The organism is Paucibacter aquatile (assembly GCF_002885975.1).
Lineage (GTDB): Bacteria > Pseudomonadota > Gammaproteobacteria > Burkholderiales > Burkholderiaceae_C > Paucibacter_A > Paucibacter_A aquatilis.
Map to the genome: position 1 here is coordinate 3,543,355 of NZ_POSP01000003.1, position 21,641 is coordinate 3,564,995.

13 protein-coding genes are annotated in these 21,641 nt (G+C 68.7%); 5 read left to right on the forward strand and 8 right to left on the reverse strand.

Going from position 1 to position 21,641, the window contains the following annotated elements; all coding sequences use genetic code 11:
* Window positions 1-43: 43 nt before the first annotated feature.
* From C1O66_RS18425 to C1O66_RS18440, 4 genes are all read right to left on the reverse strand, one after another.
* A complete protein-coding gene (locus tag C1O66_RS18425) occupies window positions 44-2,374 on the reverse strand; it encodes a M14 family zinc carboxypeptidase (protein ID WP_102769226.1) in 2,331 nt (776 codons plus the stop codon).
* A gap of 156 nt (window positions 2,375-2,530) precedes the next feature.
* Window positions 2,531-3,592: an NAD-dependent epimerase/dehydratase family protein gene (locus C1O66_RS18430; RefSeq protein ID WP_102769227.1), complete on the reverse strand. Its 1,062-nt coding sequence runs from the start codon at window positions 3,590-3,592 to the stop codon at window positions 2,531-2,533.
* 119 nt (window positions 3,593-3,711) lie between these two features.
* On the reverse strand, window positions 3,712-4,575 hold the full coding sequence (locus tag C1O66_RS18435; RefSeq protein WP_133155292.1) for a hypothetical protein: 864 nt from the start codon (window positions 4,573-4,575) through the stop codon (window positions 3,712-3,714).
* A gap of 63 nt (window positions 4,576-4,638) precedes the next feature.
* On the reverse strand, window positions 4,639-6,924 hold the full coding sequence (locus C1O66_RS18440; RefSeq protein WP_165794681.1) for a patatin-like phospholipase family protein: 2,286 nt from the start codon (window positions 6,922-6,924) through the stop codon (window positions 4,639-4,641).
* A gap of 237 nt (window positions 6,925-7,161) precedes the next feature.
* On the opposite strand from C1O66_RS18440, the gene C1O66_RS18445 reads away from it, so the two are divergent.
* The gene (locus C1O66_RS18445) at window positions 7,162-8,250 is read left to right on the forward strand and encodes an RDD family protein (RefSeq protein ID WP_133155293.1); all 1,089 of its coding nucleotides are present in this window, start codon (window positions 7,162-7,164) and stop codon (window positions 8,248-8,250) included.
* 21 nt (window positions 8,251-8,271) lie between these two features.
* Here C1O66_RS18445 and C1O66_RS18450 read toward each other — a convergent pair whose 3' ends face one another.
* The 3 genes from C1O66_RS18450 to C1O66_RS18460 all read right to left on the reverse strand — a co-directional run bounded on the left by C1O66_RS18450 (window position 8,272) and on the right by C1O66_RS18460 (window position 12,032).
* Window positions 8,272-8,652: a hypothetical protein gene (locus tag C1O66_RS18450; RefSeq protein ID WP_102769231.1), complete on the reverse strand. Its 381-nt coding sequence runs from the start codon at window positions 8,650-8,652 to the stop codon at window positions 8,272-8,274.
* 88 nt (window positions 8,653-8,740) lie between these two features.
* Entirely contained in the window at window positions 8,741-11,473 is a 2,733-nt protein-coding gene (locus C1O66_RS18455; protein WP_102769232.1) for a serine/threonine protein kinase, read from the reverse strand.
* A gap of 4 nt (window positions 11,474-11,477) precedes the next feature.
* Window positions 11,478-12,032, reverse strand: a complete 555-nt coding sequence (locus C1O66_RS18460; protein ID WP_102769233.1) for an ECF-type sigma factor — start codon at window positions 12,030-12,032, stop codon at window positions 11,478-11,480.
* 287 nt (window positions 12,033-12,319) lie between these two features.
* Here C1O66_RS18460 and C1O66_RS18465 point away from each other — a divergent pair, with 287 nt between their 5' ends.
* From C1O66_RS18465 to C1O66_RS18480, 4 genes are all read left to right on the forward strand, one after another.
* Entirely contained in the window at window positions 12,320-12,913 is a 594-nt protein-coding gene (locus tag C1O66_RS18465) for a diguanylate cyclase domain-containing protein (protein WP_165794682.1), read from the forward strand.
* A 153-nt stretch (window positions 12,914-13,066) separates the two neighbouring features.
* Complete coding sequence (locus C1O66_RS18470; protein ID WP_165794683.1) at window positions 13,067-17,101, forward strand: sensor histidine kinase; 4,035 nt, start codon at window positions 13,067-13,069, stop codon at window positions 17,099-17,101.
* A gap of 66 nt (window positions 17,102-17,167) precedes the next feature.
* Entirely contained in the window at window positions 17,168-18,910 is a 1,743-nt protein-coding gene (locus tag C1O66_RS18475; RefSeq protein ID WP_102769236.1) for an alkaline phosphatase family protein, read from the forward strand.
* The gene (locus C1O66_RS18480) at window positions 18,910-20,742 is read left to right on the forward strand and encodes an ABC transporter ATP-binding protein (protein ID WP_102769237.1); all 1,833 of its coding nucleotides are present in this window, start codon (window positions 18,910-18,912) and stop codon (window positions 20,740-20,742) included. Before C1O66_RS18475 ends, C1O66_RS18480 begins: the two co-directional genes overlap by 1 nt.
* Before the next feature lie 28 nt (window positions 20,743-20,770).
* Here the strand turns inward: C1O66_RS18480 and C1O66_RS18485 are convergent, their stop codons facing one another.
* Complete coding sequence (locus C1O66_RS18485; RefSeq protein WP_102769238.1) at window positions 20,771-21,601, reverse strand: substrate-binding periplasmic protein; 831 nt, start codon at window positions 21,599-21,601, stop codon at window positions 20,771-20,773.
* Window positions 21,602-21,641: the final 40 nt, after the last annotated feature.

Here is a 21,641-nt window from a genome sequence, read left to right on the forward strand (position 1 = left end):
AACTGTAGCGGGAGTGCTTGCGAGCGAAAGCGCCCTCAGGTTCTCAGGGCGTGTAGTTCACCTGCAGCGTGGCGCCGCTGTAGCTGGCATAGGCATACAGGCCGATGTAGACGTAACCCGGGGTGGGCGTGGGCAGATTGCAGGTTTCGTTGTTGCCGCCGCTTTCCTTGAGGCAGTCATAGCTGCCCGCGTCGGGCGCCTGGCCGTAGCGCACGAACAGATCGAGGTCACCCGTGCCGCCGCTGGTGCTGACCACCAGATTGCGCGCACCCTGGGGCAGCAAGACGCGGTAGAAGCGCCAGCTGCCGGTGCTGCCGGACAGGTTGCTCACGCTTTGGCCGTTGTTCAGCACCGGTGTGGTGTCGGCCGCCACGCTGACGGTTTTGCTGGTGCTGCTGCTCTTGCCTTCGTCGTCGGTGACGGTGAGATTCACCGTGTAGCTGCCATCGGCGGCGTAGACATGGTTGACGCTGGCGCCATTGCCGGTCTGGCCATCGCCGAAGCTCCAGATGCGGTTGACGATTTGGCCGTTGTCGGCGCTGCGGTCGGTGAAGCTGACGCTGCGTTCCTGCGCCACCGCGTCGAAGGCGGCCACCGGCGCGGTGCTGGCATTCGGGTCGATGCGGATGAAGGCGGCGCTCAAAGCGCCCCAGTTGCCGGCGGCATCGCGGCCGCGCACATAGACTAGATGCGGGCCCGGCGCCCAGGCGCTGGTGTCCACGGTGGCGCGCACGGCTTCCTGCTTGCTGTCAAAAGCGCCGTCCACCGCCTGCATCGGCCGCGGCGAGGCCTGGCGGCCGCCCGGTGGGTGATCGACGTAGAACTGCGCGGCCGCGATGGTCTGCGTGGGCTCGGCGCCATTGCTGTTGTTGTAGCGCGTGTCGTCGAGGGTGGCGCTGATCTGCAGCACCGTGCCCGGCGGCACGCCGGTGGCGGCCAGGCCGCTGACGCTGACATTCAGCGCATCCGGGCCGGCCGGCGTCTGGTAGGGCGCGCGCACCACCTTGGCGGCATAGATCAGGGCCTGCAGATTGCTGGGCAGCAAGGTGTTCTGGTAGTAGCCGCAGGACTCAAAAAAGGCCGTGCCCAGCTCGAAGGTGAAGGCGGCCACGCCCAGCTCGCCATAGCTCGGGCCGTCGCTGGTGCCATCGGTCTCGTACAGGGCCAGCGAGCGCTGCGGTGTGTGGTTGTTGAAGAAGGCGAACTTGCGGCCCAGGGTGCTCAGCTGGCTGTCATTGGGCGCCGGTGTGCCGTTCGTGCCCCAGGGCCAGAGCAGCAGGCGGCCGTGGCTGTGGATGTCCAGGTGGATGCCGCTGGCATCCAGCGGCGCCGGGTCGTCGCGGCCGGTGCCACGGCGGTCGCGCCAGAGGCGGCGGATGTAGGCCTCGACGGCCTGCGTTTCGGGCTCGGAGGCGGCGCTGGGGCCGCGGTAGGTGTCGGAGCAGGCATTGCCGCTCGAACCGCTGGCCGTGCTGAACCAGCCAAAACCGAAGTTGCGGTTCAGGTCGGCGCCGCGGCTGTTGCTGGTGGCGCCGCAGTAGGCGGTGTTGGTGTTCTTGCGCCAGAGCAGGCCGGTCTCGGCCTTTTTGCGGCCATCGGGGTTGGTGGCCAGCAGCAGGTGGATCTCGTGCTGGTCGAGGATCCAGGTCATGTCCGGGTCCACACCATGGCCGTGGACCAGGCGCTTGGCGAACTCCAGCACCAGGGGCGTGGTCGCGTACTCGCGGGCGTGGATGCCGGCATTGATGAAGAGCTTGGGCTTGCCGCTGGGGTAGGCGGCATTGCTCAGGCGCAGCACGCGCAGGTCGTAGCCGCCTTGGTTCTGCGTCTTTTGCCAGGAGTCACCGATGTCCACCCAGCGGGCCAGGTCGGGGCGCGCCGCGATCAAGGCATCACCCTCGGCAAACACCTCTTCAACCGTTGGGTAGCAGCTGTAGTTGGGGATGCCGACGAAGCTGGGCTGCGGTGCCCCGGCAGAGCGCAGGCGGCGTTGCTTGGCTGCTTGTTCTTCGCTGCGTGCCAGGGCCAGCTGGCGGTTCTGCCATTTGGCATCGGCTTGCAGGCTGAAGCCCAGGGCGCGCAGCTCGCGTTGCTCTTCGGCATTGGCGTTCACCACCACATAACCGAGTTCGTACTTGGACTCCAGGGTCTCGAAGCGGCTGTGGGCGATGGAGCGAGCCAGGGCGATGTCGCGGAAATAGGCCCGAACGACGCTGCGGCTGCCCACGTCCTGACCCGCGATGGCCGGCGTGAGCGCCGCCGCGCCAGCGCGCTGGATCGTCTCATGCGACCGGGCGGCACCGCTGTGCAACAGGGCCATGCCGGCGAGGATCAGCAGGGCGGATGAGCGCGATATCGGGTGCTGCGGCTTCATGGGGCGGGTCTCCTTGTGGGGGCGCGCCCGGGGGATGGGTCGCTCCTCCAGCCGGGCTGGAGGGCGGGTGGCGCGACAAGCGGCCAGTTTCAGCAGCCGCTGGATCCGCGGCCAGCGGTGAAAACCCGCCTGCTGCTGTGCTGTGGCGTCGCCGCGTTAGGGGTTTACCTGGGCGATGTGCGCCCGCTCGGGCTGGCACTCGCCGGCCGGTAGCAGCGCCTGTTCGCGCTCGCGGCTGAGGCAGGGGCTGGCGCTGCGCGGCCCGGCGCGCAGCCAGGCCACGGTGTCGGCCAGGGTCTGAGCCAAGGGCGTGAAGCGCAGCCCGGCCGCTTCGGCGCGCGGGTTGCGCATCTCCATCATGGCGTTGTCGGCTTCGGGCAGCCAGTAGGGCAGATCGGCAAAGGGCTGAACCCCGGCGGCCAGCAGTTCGGCCTCGGGCCGCCAGCACAGCTCGGCGCGGCTGCCGCAGGCGCTGCGTGCGGCCGTCAGCAAGGCGCCCATGCTCAGGCCATCGGCACCCGTGGTGTTGAACAGGCCGCCCTGGCCTGCCTCGGCCTGTTGCAGGGCGAAGCGGGCGATGTCGCGGGCGTCGATCAGGCGCACCGGGCGCTCGGGCCGGCCCGGGGCCAGCACGGGCGCGCCGTCTTCCGCGGCATCGAGCAGGCGCAACAACCAGTAAGGCAGGCGCGGGCTGTAGTCGTAAGGGCCGACGATGAAGCCGGGGCGCAGGATCAGGGCGCGCTCGCCCATCACCGCTTGAACCGCCCGTTCGCACAGCACCTTCAGGCCGCCGTAGGCTGCGCCATAGCCACCGCCTGATTGCGAGGCACCCGCGGTGGCCTGCGTCTCGGCTTGGGCCAGGGCCTCTGCGCTGAGCTCGGCCACGGGCGAGGTCTCGTCGGTGTCGGCGTCGATCTGCGGGTAGACCGAGATGGTGGAGATCAGGGTGTAGTGCTCGCAGGCCTCGCGCAGCAGCTCGGCGCTGCGCTGCGCGGCGCTGGGCAGGTAGCAGCTGGGGTCGAGCACCGCATCCCAGCGCCGGCCGCGCAGGATGGACAGGTCGCCGCGCCGGTCGCCCTGAAGCTGCTCGACGCCGGCCATCAGCCGTCGGCCCTGGCTGCCGCGGTTGAACAGCGTCACCTCATGGCCGGCGGCCAGGGCCTGTTCGGCCATGTGGCGGCCGAGGAACTGGGTGCCACCGAGGATCAGGAGTTTCATGGCGCGGGCGGGAATGTCAGGGATGGGCGTGCGCCCGATTGTGGGTGGCCCGGATCGCCGATCCATTGGTCATGCGGGGGAAACCCGTGCCGGGACCGAAGCGCGCCCGGCCCCTGAGGTCAGAGCCTCGCCTTGATGCGCTCGGCCCGCATCTCGGCGTCGCTCAAGGCCTTGGCCACCAGGACGGAGCCGCTGGCGCTGTTGCGCAGGCCCAGGGCGTAGACGCCGCCCTCCAGGCGGGCGACGACTTGGGAGCCGTCGTCGGCGCTGACGGTCAGCGCGCCGTCGGCACTGACGCTCATCTTCAGCGGCAGGCCGATGGCCGGCGTGCTCTTGATGCTGAGGCTGCGCTCGCTGTAGAGGTAGCCATCGGCCTTGCGGCCCGCGAAGCGCAGATCGCCGTAGTCACGCTGGCTGCCCAGGTACGCAAAGTTCAGGCTGCCGCTGGCATTGAAGCTGCTGCCGGAGGGGATGTCGAAGTTCAGGTCGGCCGTGACGCTGATCTCGGGCGTTTCGCTGTAGAACTTGGCCAGCAGCAGTTTGTTCAGGCGGTAGCGCACCCCGGCGGTGGCAGCCAGGCTGGTGTCCACCTCCCAGCTGCCCGAAGTCACCTGCACATTGCCCTGGTTGCAGTTGTCGGCCGTGTAGCGCCAGAGCGTGGCACCACTGCGTTCCAGCGTCACGGTGCCGCCCTGCAGGCAGGGGTAGCGGCCGGCCACGTTCTGGGTCTTGTAGAGATCCAGCAGAAGGGGGCGCAGCACTTGGCCCACATCGACCTGGCTGTGCTGGTCGGCCATCTGGGCCACGGCCACGGCACGCACCATATTGTCGATGTTGAGCTTCTTGACCTCGCGGTCCGGCGTCAGTTCCAGGGTCACGCCAGCGCCGCCGCCGCAGGCGCTCAGGCCCAGCAAAGCCAGCAGCGGCATCAGGTGCGCCCAGCGCGGGAGGGCAGAAAAGCGAGGGGCGGGCAGGGTGTTCATGGTGGGAGCCATTGTCGTTGGTCAGGAGAGATCGTATGAATGACTGAAATGCGAAGGCTGCGGTCACCAGACCGGTCCGACGACGAAGTAGAGCCGGCTGCCGCCATTGCGGGTGCTGCCCAGGCCCAGATAGACCGGGCCGAAGCGGCTGTCGATGGCCAGGAAGGCGCTGGCGGCGTTGCGTGCCTGGCGGCGCAAGCCGGTTTCGCCAAAGGGCACTGAGCGCTCGTTGCCAAACTCCAGCGAGGCGCCGATGCGCAGGGTGTCGCCCAGGCCGATGGGCATCTGGCCGATCTTGCGCGCCAGCACCAGTCGGCCGAAGGCATAGGACTGGGTCTTGGAGCTGGGCTCGCTGCCCGAGAGGCGCAAGAAGCCGCCCAGGCCCTCGCCCTGGGGCAGCTCCACATCCACACTGTTGAAGCTGCCGGCCAGGGCGCCGTAGACATGGCCAGCCCAGTCGCCCGAGCGGAAGGCGCGCATCACGCGGGTCTGGTAGGTCGAAGGGCGGCCGGTCAGCGTCACCGGGTAGCGACGCAGGGCTACATGGATCAGGGTGCCGCGCGCCGGGAAGGCGGGTGCATCCAGGGTGTCGCGGCGCCAGCGCAGCTCGGGCAGGCTGAAGGTGGCGCGGATCTGCCGGTCGGCATCACGGTAATCGGAATGGATGCGCAGGCCCACCAGCTGCAGATCGCCCCAGAAACCCATCTGCCGGCCCAGGGCCAGGCCGGTCTGGCTGAGGTTCCACTGGTAGGGCTTGAGCGACTCCGAATCGCGAATGCCGAGGTACTCCACGCTGGGTTCCAGGTACCAAGGTGAACCGGGGCCCAGTGGCTGCATCAGCGCAGTCTTGAACTCGCGGTAGCCGCCCAGCTTGGCGCTGGTGCGCAGCTCGGCGCCCCAGTCGTTGAGCCAGCTCAGGGTGTGCATGGCGGCCAGGGTGTTGCGGTTGAAGCTCTTGAAATCACTGGCCAGCTCGATGCCCAGGCGCAGGCGGCTGCGCGTCCAGGGCGCCTCTGTGACCTTGATCAGCACATCGCGCTGTTCGCCGTGGTCGTGGATCTGGGTCTGCACGCGTTCGAAATCGCCACGGCCGTAGAGCTGGGCGCTGGCCAGCTGCACATCGGCGCGGCTGACCGGCTGGCCGGACTCCAGGCCCAGCTCCTTCTTCAGCGCCTCGGGGTTGGTGAACCTGCTGCCCTCGATGCGCAGCGTGCCCAGGGGCAGGGTGGCGGCCATGGGCCAGAGCGCGGCATTGCGGCGCGCCTCATGCTGGGCGTACTCCTCCTGGCTCAGGGCCAGCGCCTGCAGCTGCGCGGCCATATCGGCGGTGGCCTGCTCGCCCTCGCGAATGGCGCCGGCGCTGCGCTCGAAATCGGTCAGGCCCAGGCCCGGCATTTCGGGCGTGATCAGAAAGTCGCCCTGGCGCAGCTCGGCCAGCGAGCGCTCCACGTTCTGCGTGGTCAGGATCTTGATCATCTGGTCGGTGACGCTGAGCGCGCTCTGGATCTGCTGCTCGTCCAGCAATGGCGAGCCGACATTGACCGCGATCACCACATCGGCGCCCATCTGCCGGGCGATGTCCACGCCCAGATTGCGCACCAGGCCGCCGTCCACCAGCAGCCGGTCCTTGACCCGCACCGGCGAGAACAGGCCCGGCACCGCCATCGAGGCGCGCAGGGCCAAGGACAGGGGTACATCGTCCAGCACCACCAGGCGGCCGTTGATCAGGTCGGTGGCCAGGGCCTTGAAGGGCAGGGGCAGCAGGGGCAGCGGGGTTTCGGCGCGGGCATCGGGCGCCAGGCTGTCGAGCGTGAACTCCAGCGCGCTGTTGCCGGCCGCCGCGGCCGGCAGCATCACGCCCTCGGGCCCCAGGCCGAACTCCAGGCGCGAGGCCAGCATGCGGTCGTCCTCGCGGCGGCGCTGTGCCAGCTCGCGACGGCCGGGCCGGTCGGCCAGGATGCTGTTCCAGTCGGCCTCGGCCACCAGGGTTTCCAGGTCCTCGACGCTGCGGCCGGCGGCGAAGGCGCCGCCCACCACCGCGCCCATGCTGGTGCCCACCACCAGGTCGATGGGGATGCGCTGCGCCTGCAACGCCTTGAGCACGCCGATATGGGCCAGGCCGCGCGCGCCGCCGCCCGACAGCACCAGGCCGATGCGCGGGCGCGTGCCCGGCACCGGGGCGCTGCTGGTCTTGGCGGTTTCGCTTGGTCCGGTGGCGGCCTGCAGGCTGTTGCTTGAAAAGCCCAGCAGCAGGCCCAGCAGCGGGGCTGCCCATGCTGCGCGCCATGCCCCGCCATGCCGCTGCCGCCGCCGTCCTCCGCCGTCGGGCGCCTCCTCGTTTCCGCTCACGTGTCGTCCTCCTGCGCGGTCTGCCGCCAGGTGGGCGGTCTGCCGCTGTCTCTTCATGCCTGCTGCTCGGGCGTCAGCCCCGCCTGCGGGCGCGATTGTGCGCGACTTGCATGACGGTGCCGCTGCTTCGCATAGAGTGCTGTCTTTCGCACCCGTCCGGCTCTGACGCACCGGGTGAGAACCCTGAGTGGGCGCCGAGGCTGGCCCCGAATGAACCGCTTGCCGAGGTGCTGCGCCGTGTTTCGACTGTTCCGTTTTGCTTCGCGCGCCGCCGCTGACCATGCGGCGGACCCGCGCGCCACCGTCAAGCCCGAGGATTTCAATGTCGCGCCCGCCCTGCTGGGCCAGCCCCTGGCTACGCCGCGCCAGCGGGCCCTGGCCATGGGCATCGATGTGGCCGTGCTGGCTTTGGTGAGCCAGCTGGCCAACAACTGGCTGATGATGGCGGCCGCCCTGGGCCTCTACACCTGGCTGCGCCAGACCCGGCCCGAGGTGTTCGCCCGCCTGCGCTGGCGACGGGGCCGCACGAACCTGGCTGCCGGCGCCACAGAGTCGGCGGACGCCGACCTGGTCTTGGCGCCGCCGCCCCAGGCCCCGCGGCGGCGCTGGCTGTCCTGGCTGCTGGTGGCCTGGTTCAGCTACCAGGGCGTGACGCTGCTCTTCCACGGCGACCCGGAGGCCGAGGCCGACGCTGCGGCCGAGGCGGCCAGCGAGCTCAGCACCCCGCTCAGCAAAGCCGAGCTGCGCGCGCTGCGTGAGCAGGCGGAGGAAGAGCCGGAGGCCGCGACCGATGCGGCGGAAACCGTGGCTTCAGCGGCTTCAGCGGCGGAGCTGGCGCAAGCGCTGCAACACGCGCAGGCGCAGCACCACCAGGCATTGCACCGCCTGCTGCGCGAGCAGGAGTCACAGCTGGAGCATTTGCGCGAAGAGGTGGTGCTGGCCGGCCAGCCGCAGGCCATGCGCTGGCTCAAGGCGGGCAAGCGCTGGCTCGATGAGCTGCTGCGCCATTACGTGACGCCGGCGCTGTACTTCTGCCTGCTGCCCCTGCTCTGGCCGGGCCAGACCCTGGGCAAGCGCCTGCTGGGCCTGCGCGTGCAGGAGCTCAGCGGCAAGCCCATGACCTTGATGCTGGGCTTCAGGCGTTTTGGCGGTTATGCCGCCGCCACCGTCACCGGCGGCATCGGGCTGCTGCAGATCCTCTGGGATCCGAACCGGCAGGGCCTGCAGGACAAGACGGCGCACACGGTGGTGATTGATGTGCGCGGGCAGCAACCACCTGCTCCCGCCTTGCAAGCCACGCCCCAGGAAAATTCAAGCCTTGATTAGGGTGCGAATGGTTGCCAACGATCATTCATCGTTGGTGTTGCTGATGCTCGGGTCGGTGGTGATTGGTGCCCCACTCAGCGCATCGATGACGGTCATCGTGTACTTGTAGGACTGCGCGTTGTTGTTGTAGTCGCCCAGTGCCAAGGTGGCTGCATTGATCAACCAAGCGATAGGGAACTCCGCATCCGCGTCAGCGCTGTTGATGACCAAGGCAGAGCCATCCGACGGGAAGTAGTAGCCCGGACTGACCAGGGAGTACACGATCAGTGCATTGGCCTGATTGCTCAGAGTCACCGGGTCTGGGTTGAAGACCAAATAGGGTTCGGTGCCTTGCGCTGCTTTGACCGTGACGCTGACGGCGAAGACATTGTTTTGAATCGGGGTCGATTGGTTCGAGGGCATGGTGGGGCGATCGTTGAGGTGGATTGATAGGGTCGCGTGAGTCCAAGGATGAACCTGGCTTGCAGGAGGCGTAACCCAGCGGGCTGCGTCAATACTGCTGTACCTTCTCCGCGGCCATGCGCCGAGCGAGACCAACCTGCCATTCAGGGTGGCGGAAGCCCGATGCCTCCAAACCTTCGGCCATTGATCGGGCTTCTTGAGTACGCCCGAGGCTGAGCAAGGCATGGGCTCGTAAGGATTTCACGCGGGCTTCGCTCACGCTCTCCCCAATTCCGGCGAGGTGCTCCAAAGCTTGGTTCCAGCGTGTTCGGGCTTCTGTCGGCGCTGCATTCGCGATGGCATTGCCAAGTCGATATGAGGCCAAGGCCAGGGCCCATTGAGTGTTCACATCGACTTTGCCTCGCCCTCCGCCCGACCTCGTCAGTGAGTGCCGATCCACAAAGCGCGTCAAGTCCCGGAGCGGGGCGGCGGTAGGTGACAAGGATCGTTCTTTTGTTGCCAGCTGCGCTTGCGCAGCCAGGAAGCGGCCAGGGATCTTGATTGCGGTATCGGGTTTGTCCCGCGTGGCGGCCAGAAGCCTGATGTACTCGGGTTCCAAGGCAGAGAGTTCCTCGCGAGCCTCCTCGGTGCTGCCGAGCGCCAGAACGGTTTCGATCAGATGAAGGCGGGCGTAAGCCAGGCGCTCGACGAACAACAGGTTGTCGGTATCGACGGCCACCAGTTTCACAAAGGCATCGCGTGCCGCCCTGCCCGTGACCAATGCCGCAGAGCCCTGGCCGATGCTGAGTTGCAGGCGGCTCAAGGCCGACAACGTCGTGGCCTCATCATCTTGGGCTTGGCGATTCAGTACCTTTTCGGCGCGCAGGACTTGCAGTTTGGCTTCATGGCTTGAGATGCTGGCTTCGAACTGGCCCAGTTTTTCTTGCGCGCGCGCCATCCAACCCCAGGTCTTGGTCAGTTCCGATTGCAAGTCCGCATGCGCAGGAATCAGGACCTGCCAAATCGTCCGCGCACGGGTGAAACGCTCCAGTGCAGACTCGACGCGCTGGGTGTTGAGCAAGAGCACGCCCAAGTTCACTTCTGCATGGGCCAATTCGGTTTGCCATTTGCTGTTGGCCGGCTCACTTCGGGTGAGCGTTTGGGCCAGCTGCAGATAGGTTTCGAAGTTGTTTTCGGCCGCTTCTTGCTTACCTTGCCGCCAAGCCGCGTAACCCACCCAATAGCTACTCTGCGCATGGTCAAACAGCCGCTGCGTGTTCTTGGCGTCGCGCGCCAGCAGTTCCGCCGTGCTGTCGGCGGCCTGCTTGAAGCGCTCCTCGGCCTCTGCCATCTGGCCGCGCTTCTCGGCAATCTCGCCCATCAGATGCAGGGCCCGGGCGCGCCGGCCCAGTGCGTCTGCATCGCTGCGCCGCAGGTCTTGCTGGGCGTAGTAGGCCAGCGCCTTCTCCCCCACCGCATCGAGCACATCGAGCCGCCCCACCGGGTCCAGCTTCTTGCGCAGATCGCCGAGCATGAATTCGATCAGGCCTTCGGCCTGCACGCGCTGTTCATGCGCTTCCTGGGCTTTCCAGACCGCCGCGCCGGCGCCGGCGGCAATGGCCAGCAGGGCCGTGCAGCTGGCCGCCACAGCCAGGCGGTGGCGGCGGATGAATTTGCCGACGATGTAGGCGCGGCGGTCTGGCCGGGCGCTGATCGGCTCATGAGCCAGCCAGCGCTGGAGGTCCTCGGCCAGCGCAGCAGCATTGGCATAGCGCTCGGCCGGCGCCTTCTTGAGCGCCTTGGCGACGATGGTGTCCAGGTCGCCGCGCAACTGGCGCGCCACGCCGCTGGGCACGCGCTCCGACACCTTCTTGGGTTCCACCTCGACCAGGGTGCGCAGGCGCTCCAGCGGCGTGGTCAGGGCCTCGTCCTGGCCCTCGGTCGGGTGCTGGCCGCTGAGCAAGAGGTAGAGCAGCACGCCCAGGGCATAGACATCGGTGGCCGTGGTCACCTCGCCACCCTGCACCTGCTCGGGCGCGGCATAACGCGGCGTGTAAGCGCGTCCAGCCACCCGGGTCAGCTCGGTGGCGGCGCCGGGGGGCGTGGTGTCATCGTCGCCCGCGCGGTGGAGCAGCTTGGCGATGCCGAAGTCCAGCAGCTTCACCTCGCCGGCCGCCGTCACCAGGATGTTCGAGGGCTTGAGGTCGCGGTGCAGGATCAGGCGGGTGTGGGCATGGGCCACGGCGGCCAGCACATCGAGGAACAGGCGCACCCGGGCTTCGCAGTCGAGACCACGCTCGACGCAGAAGCGGTCCAGGGGCAGGCCGTCGATGTACTCCAGCACCAGATAGGGCTGCCGGTGTTCAGGCGCCACGCCGGCATCGATCAGGCGGGCAATGTGTGGATGGGTCAGGCGGGCCAGGATCTGGCCTTCGCGGGCGAAGCGGCCCGCGTCGCCCCGTCCGATCAGGCCGGTGTTCAGAAACTTGATCGCCACCTGGCCTTCGAAGCGGCCGTCGGTGCGGCGCGCCAGCCAGACCGTGCCCATGCCGCCCTGGCCGATTTCGCGCTCCAGGGTGTAGGCGCCCACGGTCTGGCCGGCCTGGTTGTGGGTACTGGCGGCCTCGGCCACGCTGAGAGCGGGGCTGGCGAGAAAGTCCTCGGCCTCCAGCGCCTCTTGCCGGCGCAGCAACTCGGCCAGGTCCTCGATCAGGTCGGGGCTCAGTTCGGCTTGTTGGTGCAGGGCTTGCAGGCGGGCGGGGCGATGCTCGGGCGCCAGGTCCAGCAGTTCATCGAGCAGGGGGCTCAGGCGGGCCCAGCGGGCTTTGTCGATCTCGGCCATCCGTTCAGCTCAGGGACAGGGACAGGAACAGCCGGGCTTTCTGCCAATCGCGCTGCACGGTGCGCTCGGTCACGCCCAGGCTTTCGGCGATCTCGCTCTCCAGCAGGCCGCCGAAGTAGCGCATCTCCACCACCTGGGCCAGGCGCGGTTCCAGCGCGGCCAGCTCTTCCAGCGCCTCGTGCACGCGCAGGATTTGCTCGTCGCCCTGGGGCGGCAGATTGGCCACGGCCGTGTTCAGGGTCAGCTGCTCCAGGCCGCCGCCATGGCGCTCGGCCTGGCGGCGCCGCACCAGGTCGATGACGATGCTGTGCATCACCTTGGCGGCATAGGCCAGGAAATGCTTGCGGTCGGGGAAGTCGAGCTGGCCGCTGGCCTGCAGGCGCAGATAGCTCTCGTGCACCAGGCCGGTGGGGTCGAGCAAGGTCAGGTGGCCGGCCTGTTGCAGGCGCCGCCGGGCCAGGCGCTGCAGGTCGGCGTAGAGCAAGGCCATCACCTGGTCGGTGGCCTGGCGGTCGCCGTTCTGGGCGGCACGCAGCAGTAGGGTGATGTTGTCGCTCATGGTTCGGGCTGGGCAAAGCACTCTAGCAGCCGGCCATGAATATTTTTTCGAGAGGCATGTCGGGTTTGTCCTGCGGCTCGCGTTTTATCCAAAGAGGACGCGGCAATGGCGGCCAGCAGGGAGGCCCGAAAAGGGGTTGTCTGCCGCTGTCGTGTCTTCACCTGCTGCAGCCTGTGCGCTCCGCGGCCCTACTGTCAGGGGTGCGGCGTGGCTGGCCTGTGGCCCACGTACAAGACATCGACGCTGTGAACCACACATCCATGCCGGCCTCGGGGAGCCGAACCCTTTTGTCTTCCACCATCCAACCCAGCCATCACCTCAGCTTGTCGGCCCACGCAACGCTGAGCCGGCGCCGCAACAGCGAGCCTCAAGCGATCGAGATCGTGCCGGACATGCTCAGCCTGGCCGGCCTGCTCAACCGCGAGCTGGGTGCGGCGCGGCGCTACGGCACCCGGCCGGCCGTGCTGCTGCTGCAGGTGGAGGTGCGGCCCGAGGCCGGGGGGATGGCGCCGCGCACCGGCCAGCAGGAGGAACTGATCGCCGCCCTGGGCGCACGCCTGCGTTGCCGGGTACGCAGCCACGATGTGGTGGCGCGGGTGGGGCGTGCCCGCTACGCCGTCGTCCTGCAAAACATGGCGCGTGCGCCGCTGCCGGCGGTGCAGGCGCGCTTGCAGCGGGCGCTGGGCGGGCCGTATGAGCTGCAGTCGCAGCTCTTGTTTGCCAGCCTGCGCATGGGCGCCGCCCTGTGTGGCCCCCATCGCTGCAGCGGGCTGGAGCTGAGTCAAAGCGCCGAACTGGCCATGGAGCAGGCGGCGCCTGACACGGTACCGACCCTGGTCGCAGATCGCCGCCGCAGCGAGGACAGCCCGCCGCGGCTCTGAACCGCGGGCCGCTGCCGGATCACGCGGAGCCCCGCGGGCTTGCCCGGGCCCGCACTTTTGCGTTTGGCGCGACACTTTTTTGCATGCGTTTTGGCGGGCCGCAGGTTAGGCTGGCGGCGGATGGGGCTGTGCCCCGAATGGAACGCGCGCCTGATGCCGATCCCCGCTCTCTGCTGCACCCACCGCGGCGGCCGCCTCCTGCGGTCCTGCGCGCTCGCCCTGCTGATGCTCTTGCTGGCCGGCTGGGGTGCGGTGGTGCCAGGTCTTGCCTGGGCCTCATCCCTGCACGGTTTGCGTTTCAGCCAGCTGGGCACGGAAGATGGTTTGCCCAGTTCGGCGGTGACCAGTCTGCTGCAGGACCGACAGGGCTTGGTGTGGATCGGCTCCGGCAACGGCCTGGCACGCTACGACGGGCGGCATTTCAAGGTCTGGGGCGCCGACCCCGAGCAAAGCGACATGCTGCGCCACGGCATGATCTACAGCCTGCTCGAAGACCCCGAGAACCAGGCGATGTGGGTGGGCACACGCACCGGCCTGGACCGCATCGATCTGCGCGACGATTCGCTGCGCCGCATCGCCATGCCCGAGGCGCTGTCCCTGCAGGATCGGGCCGTGGTGGGCATCGCCCCGGCGGGGTCCGGGCAGCTGTGGCTGGCGCTGCCGCATGGGTTGTATCGCTTCGACATCGCCAGCGTGCGCTTCGAGCGCTGGCACGATCCGCAATGGGCGGCGATCGCCCAGGACAGCCAGATCCGTGGCCTGCTGGCCGACGGCCAGGGCGGACTGTGGCTGACGCAGGGCCACCAGGTTGGCCACATCGACCGCCAGGGGCGCCTGAGCCAGCAGCTCAACACCCTGCGCGGCAGCCCGGCCGGCAAGTTCAGCCCGGTGGAGTTGCACGCGCGCAGCCTGGCCTTTGACGCCGAAGGCCGGCTCTGGGTGGGCATGGCCGCCGGTCTGCAGATCTGGCGCATTCCGGCGGATGGGCGGGCGCCGCCTGAGCCCGATCCGCTGGCCGAGCAGCTGCAGCCGGCGCGCGGCGTGGTGCATGCCATCCTGCGCGATCAGGACGGAGCCATGTGGGTGGGCTCCGGTCGAGCGCCCGGTTTGCAACGCTGGCAGTCGGGCAGCCGCCAGCTGCAGTCCTTCTACAACCTGCCTGGCGTGCCCAGCAGCCTGGCGGGCAATTCGATTGCTTCGCTGATGCAGGATCGCAGCGGCACGCTCTGGGTCGGCACCTGGGGCTATGGCATCAGCCTGGCCGATCTGGCCACGCGCGGCTTCACCAGCTATCTGCAGGTGCCGGGCGATGAGCGCAGCCTGTCCAACAACGCGGTCATGGCCATGCTGCAGGACGGGCCTGAGCATGTCTGGCTGGGCACCTACGGTGGCGGCCTGAACCGCCTGCACCTGCCCAGCGGCGATGTCGAGCGCATCCCGCCCCAGGCCGTGCCGCTCAGCCATGTCAAAGCCTTGCTGCCGGGCGCGCCGGGGCGGCCTGCTGAAATCTGGGCCGGCGGCGATGGCGGGCTGGTGATCTACGAGCCCAAGCGTGGCCGCAGCCAGGCCCTGCCCCTGGAGAACACCACGCCGGCCGGCGCCTCCATCAGCGCCTTGCTGCGCGACCGCAGCGGCCAGGTCTGGGCCGGCAGCGCCGCCGGTCTGCACCGCTTCAGCCCGGACCTGAAGCACCGCGTGTTCCGCAGCGCGGGCGGGCAGGCCGGCAGCCTCAGCCACGATGTGGTTGACAGCCTGTTGGAGGACCGCGAGGGCCGCATCTGGATCGGCAGCAAGGGCGGCCTGCAGCTCTGGGACCCGCAGAGCGACAGCTTCAGCCAGCCGGTGCGCGCCAATGCCGACATGCCGGCGCCGGGCCGCCTGCCCATCTTCGGCATGCGCGAGGATGCCCAGGGTCGCATCTGGCTGGCCACCGAGCAGGGGCTCTACCAGCTGCTGGCCACGGCCCAGGGCTGGGAGCTGAAGTCCTGGCGCCAGGTGCCGGGCATGCCCGCAGGCGAGTTCAGTGCTATCCAGGATGCGCTCAACGGCGAGATCTGGCTCAGCAGCGAGCATGGCCTGACGCGCTTCCAGCCCGACCGTCGCCAGGCGCGCTTCTACCCCGGGCGCAGCCGTTTCGGCGGCGGCTTCTCGTTTGCCTCGGCGGGGCGCGGGCCAGATGGCAGCTTGTATTTCGGTGGCCCGGGTCTCTTGCGTTTCCAGCCCGAGGCCTTGCGCGACAACCCGACGCCGCCGGCCGTGGTGCTCAGCGACCTGCTGGTGCTGAACCGCTCGCTGCGCCCGGACGCACAAGCCCAAAGTCGGCCGCGCGAGGGCGAGGACGCACCGCCGCGCCTGGCCGACCTGGGTATCCAGGGGCCGCTGCATCAGGCCAGCCGGGTGCGGCTGACGCACCGGGAGGCCATGGTCAGCTTCGAGCTGGCGGCGCTGCAGTTCCACAACCGGCAGCAGAACCGCTATGCCTGGCGGCTCGAGGGTTTCGACCGCGACTGGATCTACGGCATTGGCGACTTGGGTCTGGCGGCCTACACCAATCTGGACCCCGGGCGCTACCGCCTGCTGGCACGGGCGGCCAATCCGGATGGCGTCTGGAGCGAGGACCACCTGGTGCTGGAGCTGGAGGTGCTGCCGCCCTTCTGGCGCAGCTGGTGGTGGCGCAGCGGCGTGGTGGCCGTGCTGCTGCTGGCGCTGGCGGCCGCCTACCGGTGGCGCGTGCGCGTGCTGCACCAGACCCGGCTGCGCCTGAGCGAGCTGGTCGACCGCCGCACGCATGAGCTGCTCGAGCAGCAGCAGCAGCTGGCGCGCGAGAAGCAGAGCGCCGAGGCGCAGCGCGAGGTGGCCGAGAAAGCGCGCCGCGACATCGCCCTGCTCAGCGAGATCGGCCGCCAGATCACCGCCTCCCTCGATGTCGGCGCCATCCAGCAGACCCTGTACCGCCATGTCAACGAGCTGGTCGATTGCAGCGTCTTCGGCCTCGGCCTGGTGGACTGGCAGGCGCGCGTGGTGACCTTTGACTTCGTCATGCAGCAGGGTCAGCCCTTCCAGAGCTACCAGCGCCGGCTGGACGAGTCGGGCCAGCCCTCGGTGGACTGCGTGCTGCAGGCGCGCGAGCTGAACTTTGGCCGCCTCGCGCACGACGCCCGCGTGCTGCGCGCCGATGGCGCCACGGTCGAGCGGGTGCGTTTGCTCAATGGCGAGGAGCCGCAGCCGGCGCTGTCGGGCCTCTACATCCCGATGATGCGCCAAGGCCAGGTGATGGGGGTGATCAGTGTGCTGAGCGGCCGCGCCGAGGCTTTTGGACCGGCCGACCTCGACATCCTGCGCACCCTTGGGGCCTATGCCGCCGTGGCTCTGGACAATGCCGAGGCCTACCGCCGCCTCAAGATCACACAGAACCAGCTGGTCGAGCAGGAGAAGCTGGCGGCCCTGGGCTCGCTGGTGGCCGGTGTGGCTCATGAGCTGAACACGCCCATCGGCAACAGCCTCCTGATGGCCAGCACCTTGAGCGACAACAGCCGGCGCTTTCTGCAGCAGGTGCAGGCTGGCGCGCTGCGCCGTTCGGAGCTGGAGCGCTTTTGCCAGACCGCTGAGGAATCCAGCCAGCTGCTGGTGAAAAGCCTGGGCCAGGCGGCCAGCCTGGTCACCAGCTTCAAACAGATCGCGGTGGACCAGACCTCCGACCAGCGCCGCGTCTTCGACCTCGCCACCCTGTGCCGCGAAGTGGCCCTGACTCTGGGCAACCGCCTGCGTCGCGAGGAGCATGAGCTGCAGCTCGACGTGCCCGAAGGCCTGATGCTGGACAGTTTCCCCGGCCCCCTGGGCCAGGTGCTGACCAATCTCATCATCAATGCCATGGTCCATGGCCTGGAGGGGCGCAAGGGCGGCTTGATGAGGCTCACCGGCGAACGCCTGGAGGGCGAGCGCCTGTGCCTGCGCTTCAGCGACAACGGACGCGGCATTTCGGAAGACAACCTCGGCCGCATCTTCGACCCCTTCTTCACCACCCGCCTGGGCCAGGGCGGCAGTGGCCTGGGTCTGCACATCAGCTACAACATCGTCACCGCCACCCTGGGCGGCAGCATCACGGCGCGCAGTCGCCTGGGCGAGGGCGCGCAGTTCGAGATCGTCATTCCCTGCGTGGCGCCGCGAGGCCTCGGCCAGATCGACTAAGCTGACAGGCTCTGGAAGCCTCTCACTCTTTTTGCCTGCTCGCCTGTTCGCGTGCACTGCCTGCCCATGAATCCTCTTGCTTCGTTTTCATCTCCCTTGGCCGTGATGCTGCCGCGTCTGAGCGTGCTGGCGCTGGCGGCGACCCTGGCGGCCTGTTCGACGACGGCGAACTCGCCGGCTGCCGCTCCGACGGCCCCCTCGGCCACGGCCGCTCAGGCCACCAAGGCGCCGCCCAAGCTGATCGTGTTCCTGGTGGTGGACGGCTTGCCCATGCGCCAGGTCACGGCCTACCGCGAGCAGCTGCAGCCCGATGGCTTCCGCCGCTTCCTGGACCAGGGGGTCTGGTTCTCGGACGCCCGCTACGCGCACGGCCACACCGTCACCGCCGCCGGCCACGCCACCATGCTGACCGGCGCCTACCCGCAGCGCAGCGGCATCATCAGCAATGAGTGGAACGACGCGCAGACCTTCGCCCCGGTCTACAACACCGGCGACACCGCCTACCGCTACATCGACCACAAGACCGACCCGCTGGCCGGTACCAGCCCGCGAAGTCTGCGCGCCGAAACGGTGGGCGATGTGCTGCGCGGCCTGCAGCCGGCATCCAAGGTGATCGGCATTTCGGGCAAGGACCGCGGCGCCATCCTGCCGGCCGGCCACAAGGGCACGGCGTACATGTACATGAGCGAGGATGGCCAGTTCGCCTCCAGCACCTACTACATGCAAAGCCACCCGCAATGGGTGCGCGACTTCAACGCCGCCAAGCCGGCCGATGCCTTCTTCGGCAAGGCCTGGGCGCCGCTGCTGCCCGAAGCCGCGTATGCGGGCTCGGTGCCCGACGGCCAACCCTGGCAGTACAACGGTGGCAATGGCAACAAGCTGCCTGCGGTGCTGGGCGCCCAGATGGACGGCCCCGGCCCGCGCTTCTACGGCAACATCCTGCCCAGCCCTTTCGGCGATGAGCTGACCCTGGCTTTCGCCCGGGCTGCCATAGCCGGTGAGCAGCTGGGCGCCGATGCACAGACCGACATCCTCTCGGTCAGCCTGTCCAGCCACGACTACGTCAACCACGCCTTCGGCCCCGAGTCGCGCCTCTCGCATGACCATTTCCTGCATCTGGATCGTTATCTGCAGGGCTTCTTCCGTGACTTGGATGCCAAGCTCGGTCGCGACAACTACCTGGTGATGCTGACCGCCGACCATGGCTTTGCCGACTCGCCCGCCTGGGCCAAGACCCAGGGCCGCGATGCCGACCTGCTGAACCCCGGTGTGGTGATGAGTCAGCTCAACACCGGCCTGGTACAGAAGTTCGGCCCGGGCCGCTGGGCGGTGAGCTTCTCGGCCGCCGGCGTGCTCTTCGATCACAAGCTGATCAAGGAGCGCGGCCTGGCCCCGAGCGCGGTGCACGAAGAAGCCGCCCGCCTGCTGCGCGGCATGGACGGCGTCGTCGCCGCCTTCACGCCCGAGCAGCTGCGCGGCAGCGACAGCACCACGCCCTTCCTCGACGCCATGCGCAAGGCCTGGCACCCCGAGGTGTCGGCGCCGGTGCAGTTCGTCATCAAGCCCAACTGGCTGTTCAGCTCGCGCGTGGGCGGCAGCTCGCACGGCACGCCGCACCGTTACGACCAACACGTGCCCATCCTGAGTTGGGGCCCGGCCTGGGTCGGCCGCGGTGAGGTGAAGACGCCGGTGGAGGTGGTGGACATTGCTCCGACCTTGGCGCAGATCCTGCGCGTCCCGGCGCCAGCGCAGTCTCAGGGCAAGCCCTTGCCCTTGCCCTTGCCGCTGCCGCAGGCGGCCGCTCGTTGATGCGCTTCGCCTGGTTCGAGCGTCGGGTCGATCCCTTCCCGGACGCGCCGCCGCCGCGGCCGCCGCAGGGCTTCTTTCCCTTCGTCTGGTCGGCCACGCAGGGCATGCGCGGCCTGATCCTGGCCATGACCCTGCTGACGGCCGGCATCGGCGCTTTCGAGGCCCTGCTCTTCGCCATGCTGGGCTCGGTGGTGGATGTGCTCAGCCAGGTGGCGCCCGAGCGGCTCTGGGCGCAGGAAAAGGGCCGGCTGGCCCTGCTGGCCGGCATCCTCTTGCTGAGCCCTCTGCTGATCGCTCTGCAGGCCCTGAGCAAGTACCAGGGCCTGTCGGCCAACTTCCCCATGCGCCTGCGCTGGAACTTCCACCGCCATCTGCTCGGCCAGAGCATGAGCTTCTTTGCCGACGAGTTCGCCGGCCGGGTCTCGGCCAAGCTGATGCAGACGGCGCTGGCGGTGCGCGATTGCGTGTTGATCGTCACCGACATCCTGGTCTTCATCACCATCTACTTCATCACCATGCTGGGCGTGGTGGGCAGCTTCGATCTGGTGCTGGTCCTGCCCTTTCTGGGCTGGCTGCTCTGCTACGGCCTGGCGCTGTATTTCTTCGTGCCGCGCCTGGGCCGGGCGGCCAGTGCGCAGGCCGATGCGCGCAGCCTGATGACCGGCCGCATCACCGACGCCTACACCAATATCAGCACCGTCAAGCTGTTCTCGCACAGCCAGCGCGAGGCGCAGTTCGCGCGCAGCGCCATGCAGGAATTCCTGGGCACGGCCTACCGGCAGATGCGCCTGGTCAGCGGCTTCGAGGTGGTCAACCATGTGCTGTCCATGGGCCTGATCGCCAGCACCGCCGGCATGACGCTGTACCTGTGGATGCAGGGCCAGGTCGGTGTCGGCGCGGTGGCGGCGGCCACGGCCATGGCCTTGCGCCTGAACGGCATTGCCCACTGGATCATGTGGGAGATGTCCAGCCTGTTTGAGCACATCGGCACGGTGCAGGACGGTATCAGCACCCTGGCCCGCGATGTGGCCGTGCGCGATGTCGAGGGCGCACAGGCCTTGCAGGTCAGCCGCGGCGAGATCCGCTTCGAGCAGGTCAGCTTCGCCTACGGCGGCACGAAGCCGGTGCTGAAAGCACTGGATCTGCAGATCCGCGCCGGCGAGAAGATTGGCCTGGTCGGCCGCTCGGGCGCCGGCAAGTCCACCTTGGTCAATCTGCTCTTGCGCTTCCATGACCTGGAGCAGGGCCGCATCCTGATCGACGGCCAGGACATCGCCGGCGTGAGCCAGGACAGCCTGCGCGCCCAGATCGGCATGGTCACGCAGGACACCTCGCTGCTGCACCGCTCGGTGCGCGACAACCTGCTCTACGGCCGGCCCGATGCCGACGAGGCGCAGATGCGCCGGGCCGCCGAGCGGGCTGAGGCCATGGCCTTCATCAAAAGCCTCAGCGACCCCAAGGGCCGCAGCGGCTTCGAAGCCCATGTCGGCGAGCGCGGCGTCAAGCTCAGCGGTGGCCAGCGGCAGCGCATCGCCATCGCCCGGGTGATGCTCAAGGACGCGCCCATCCTGCTGCTGGACGAGGCGACCAGCGCCCTCGATTCGGAAGTCGAAGCCGCCATCCAGACCAGCTTGTACCGGCTGATGGAGGGCAAGACCGTGGTGGCGATCGCCCACCGGCTGTCCACCATCGCCGCCATGGACCGCCTGATCGTGATGGACCAGGGCGAGATCGTCGAGCAGGGTGACCACGCCAGCCTTCTGGCCCAGGGCGGCTTGTACGCCCGCTTGTGGGCGCACCAGAGTGGTGGTTTCCTGGGCGAATCGGACTGAAGCGTCGTCAAGCGGCGCGCCTGCGCGCTCAGTCCGGTGCCTGGATCGGATGGCGGGCCGCGATGGCCGCCACCGTGCCGTCGCGCCGCATGGCCTCCCAGGTCTGCTGCAGGCGCAGAAGCAGGGCCGGGTCACTGTTCAGGCTCAGCGCCATCGACGGGCGCGATTCGGAAAAGCGCAGCAGCAGCTCGACCTCGCCCGGCTCGTAGCCAAACTGCCTCAGCATGCCCGGTGCCATGGTCTGGTTCAGCGCCACCAGCTCGGTGCGCTCGGCAAAGAAGCGCCGCAACATGCTGCCATAGTCGCCGCTGCGGTCCAGCTGGGCGCTGACCTGTGGGCCCAGGGCCAGCAGCTCGCGCTCGGAGACATCGTCCTTGACCACGCCGATCCGGTAGCTGCCCAGCTGCTGCAGGCTGCTCAGGCGCACATCGTCGCGGCGCTTGAGCCGGTAGAGGGCGCCGTAGCGCACGGCCGTCTGACCCACCCAGAGGTAGTGGCGCTCGCGCTCGGGCAGGCGCACCACGGCCGGAATCAGCACATTGGCTTCAAGTTGGGCGCGCTTCAGGATGCGCGGCCAGGAGCTGAATTCGTAGCTGCAGTCGAGCCGCGCGCGTTCGCACAGCTGCTGGGTCAGATCGACGGCATAGCCCTGGGGCCGGTCCCCGGGGCCACGCTGCGAATAGGGCGGCAGGTCTTGCAGCAGCACGGTCAGGCGGCCGGCCTCGGCGCCGGCCGATGTTGCGGGCGTTGTGGCGGGCGGTGGCGCCGCGTGTGCGGCGCCGGGCCAGCACCCGAGCAGGGGCGGCAGCAGGCTGGCCGCCAGCAGGGCGTGCAAACGGGATCGGCGAGCGGGCTGCATGGCCTCGATTTTGCGGTGTTTGCCCGGCGGTTGCGCAGCA

What these genes read in the sequence shown, in the direction of transcription:
- C1O66_RS18425 (WP_102769226.1), bottom strand. Translation starts at nt 2,374, where the DNA reads ATGAAGCCGCAGCACCCGATATCGCGCTCATCCGCCCTGCTGATCCTC.
- C1O66_RS18430 (WP_102769227.1), bottom strand. Translation starts at nt 3,592, where the DNA reads ATGAAACTCCTGATCCTCGGTGGCACCCAGTTCCTCGGCCGCCACATG.
- C1O66_RS18435 (WP_133155292.1), bottom strand. Translation starts at nt 4,575, where the DNA reads ATGAACACCCTGCCCGCCCCTCGCTTTTCTGCCCTCCCGCGCTGGGCG.
- C1O66_RS18450 (WP_102769231.1), bottom strand. Translation starts at nt 8,652, where the DNA reads ATGCCCTCGAACCAATCGACCCCGATTCAAAACAATGTCTTCGCCGTC.
- C1O66_RS18455 (WP_102769232.1), bottom strand. Translation starts at nt 11,473, where the DNA reads ATGGCCGAGATCGACAAAGCCCGCTGGGCCCGCCTGAGCCCCCTGCTC.
- C1O66_RS18460 (WP_102769233.1), bottom strand. Translation starts at nt 12,032, where the DNA reads ATGAGCGACAACATCACCCTACTGCTGCGTGCCGCCCAGAACGGCGAC.
- C1O66_RS18470 (WP_165794683.1), top strand. Translation starts at nt 13,067, where the DNA reads ATGCCGATCCCCGCTCTCTGCTGCACCCACCGCGGCGGCCGCCTCCTG.
- C1O66_RS18475 (WP_102769236.1), top strand. Translation starts at nt 17,168, where the DNA reads ATGAATCCTCTTGCTTCGTTTTCATCTCCCTTGGCCGTGATGCTGCCG.
- C1O66_RS18480 (WP_102769237.1), top strand. Translation starts at nt 18,910, where the DNA reads ATGCGCTTCGCCTGGTTCGAGCGTCGGGTCGATCCCTTCCCGGACGCG.
- C1O66_RS18485 (WP_102769238.1), bottom strand. Translation starts at nt 21,601, where the DNA reads ATGCAGCCCGCTCGCCGATCCCGTTTGCACGCCCTGCTGGCGGCCAGC.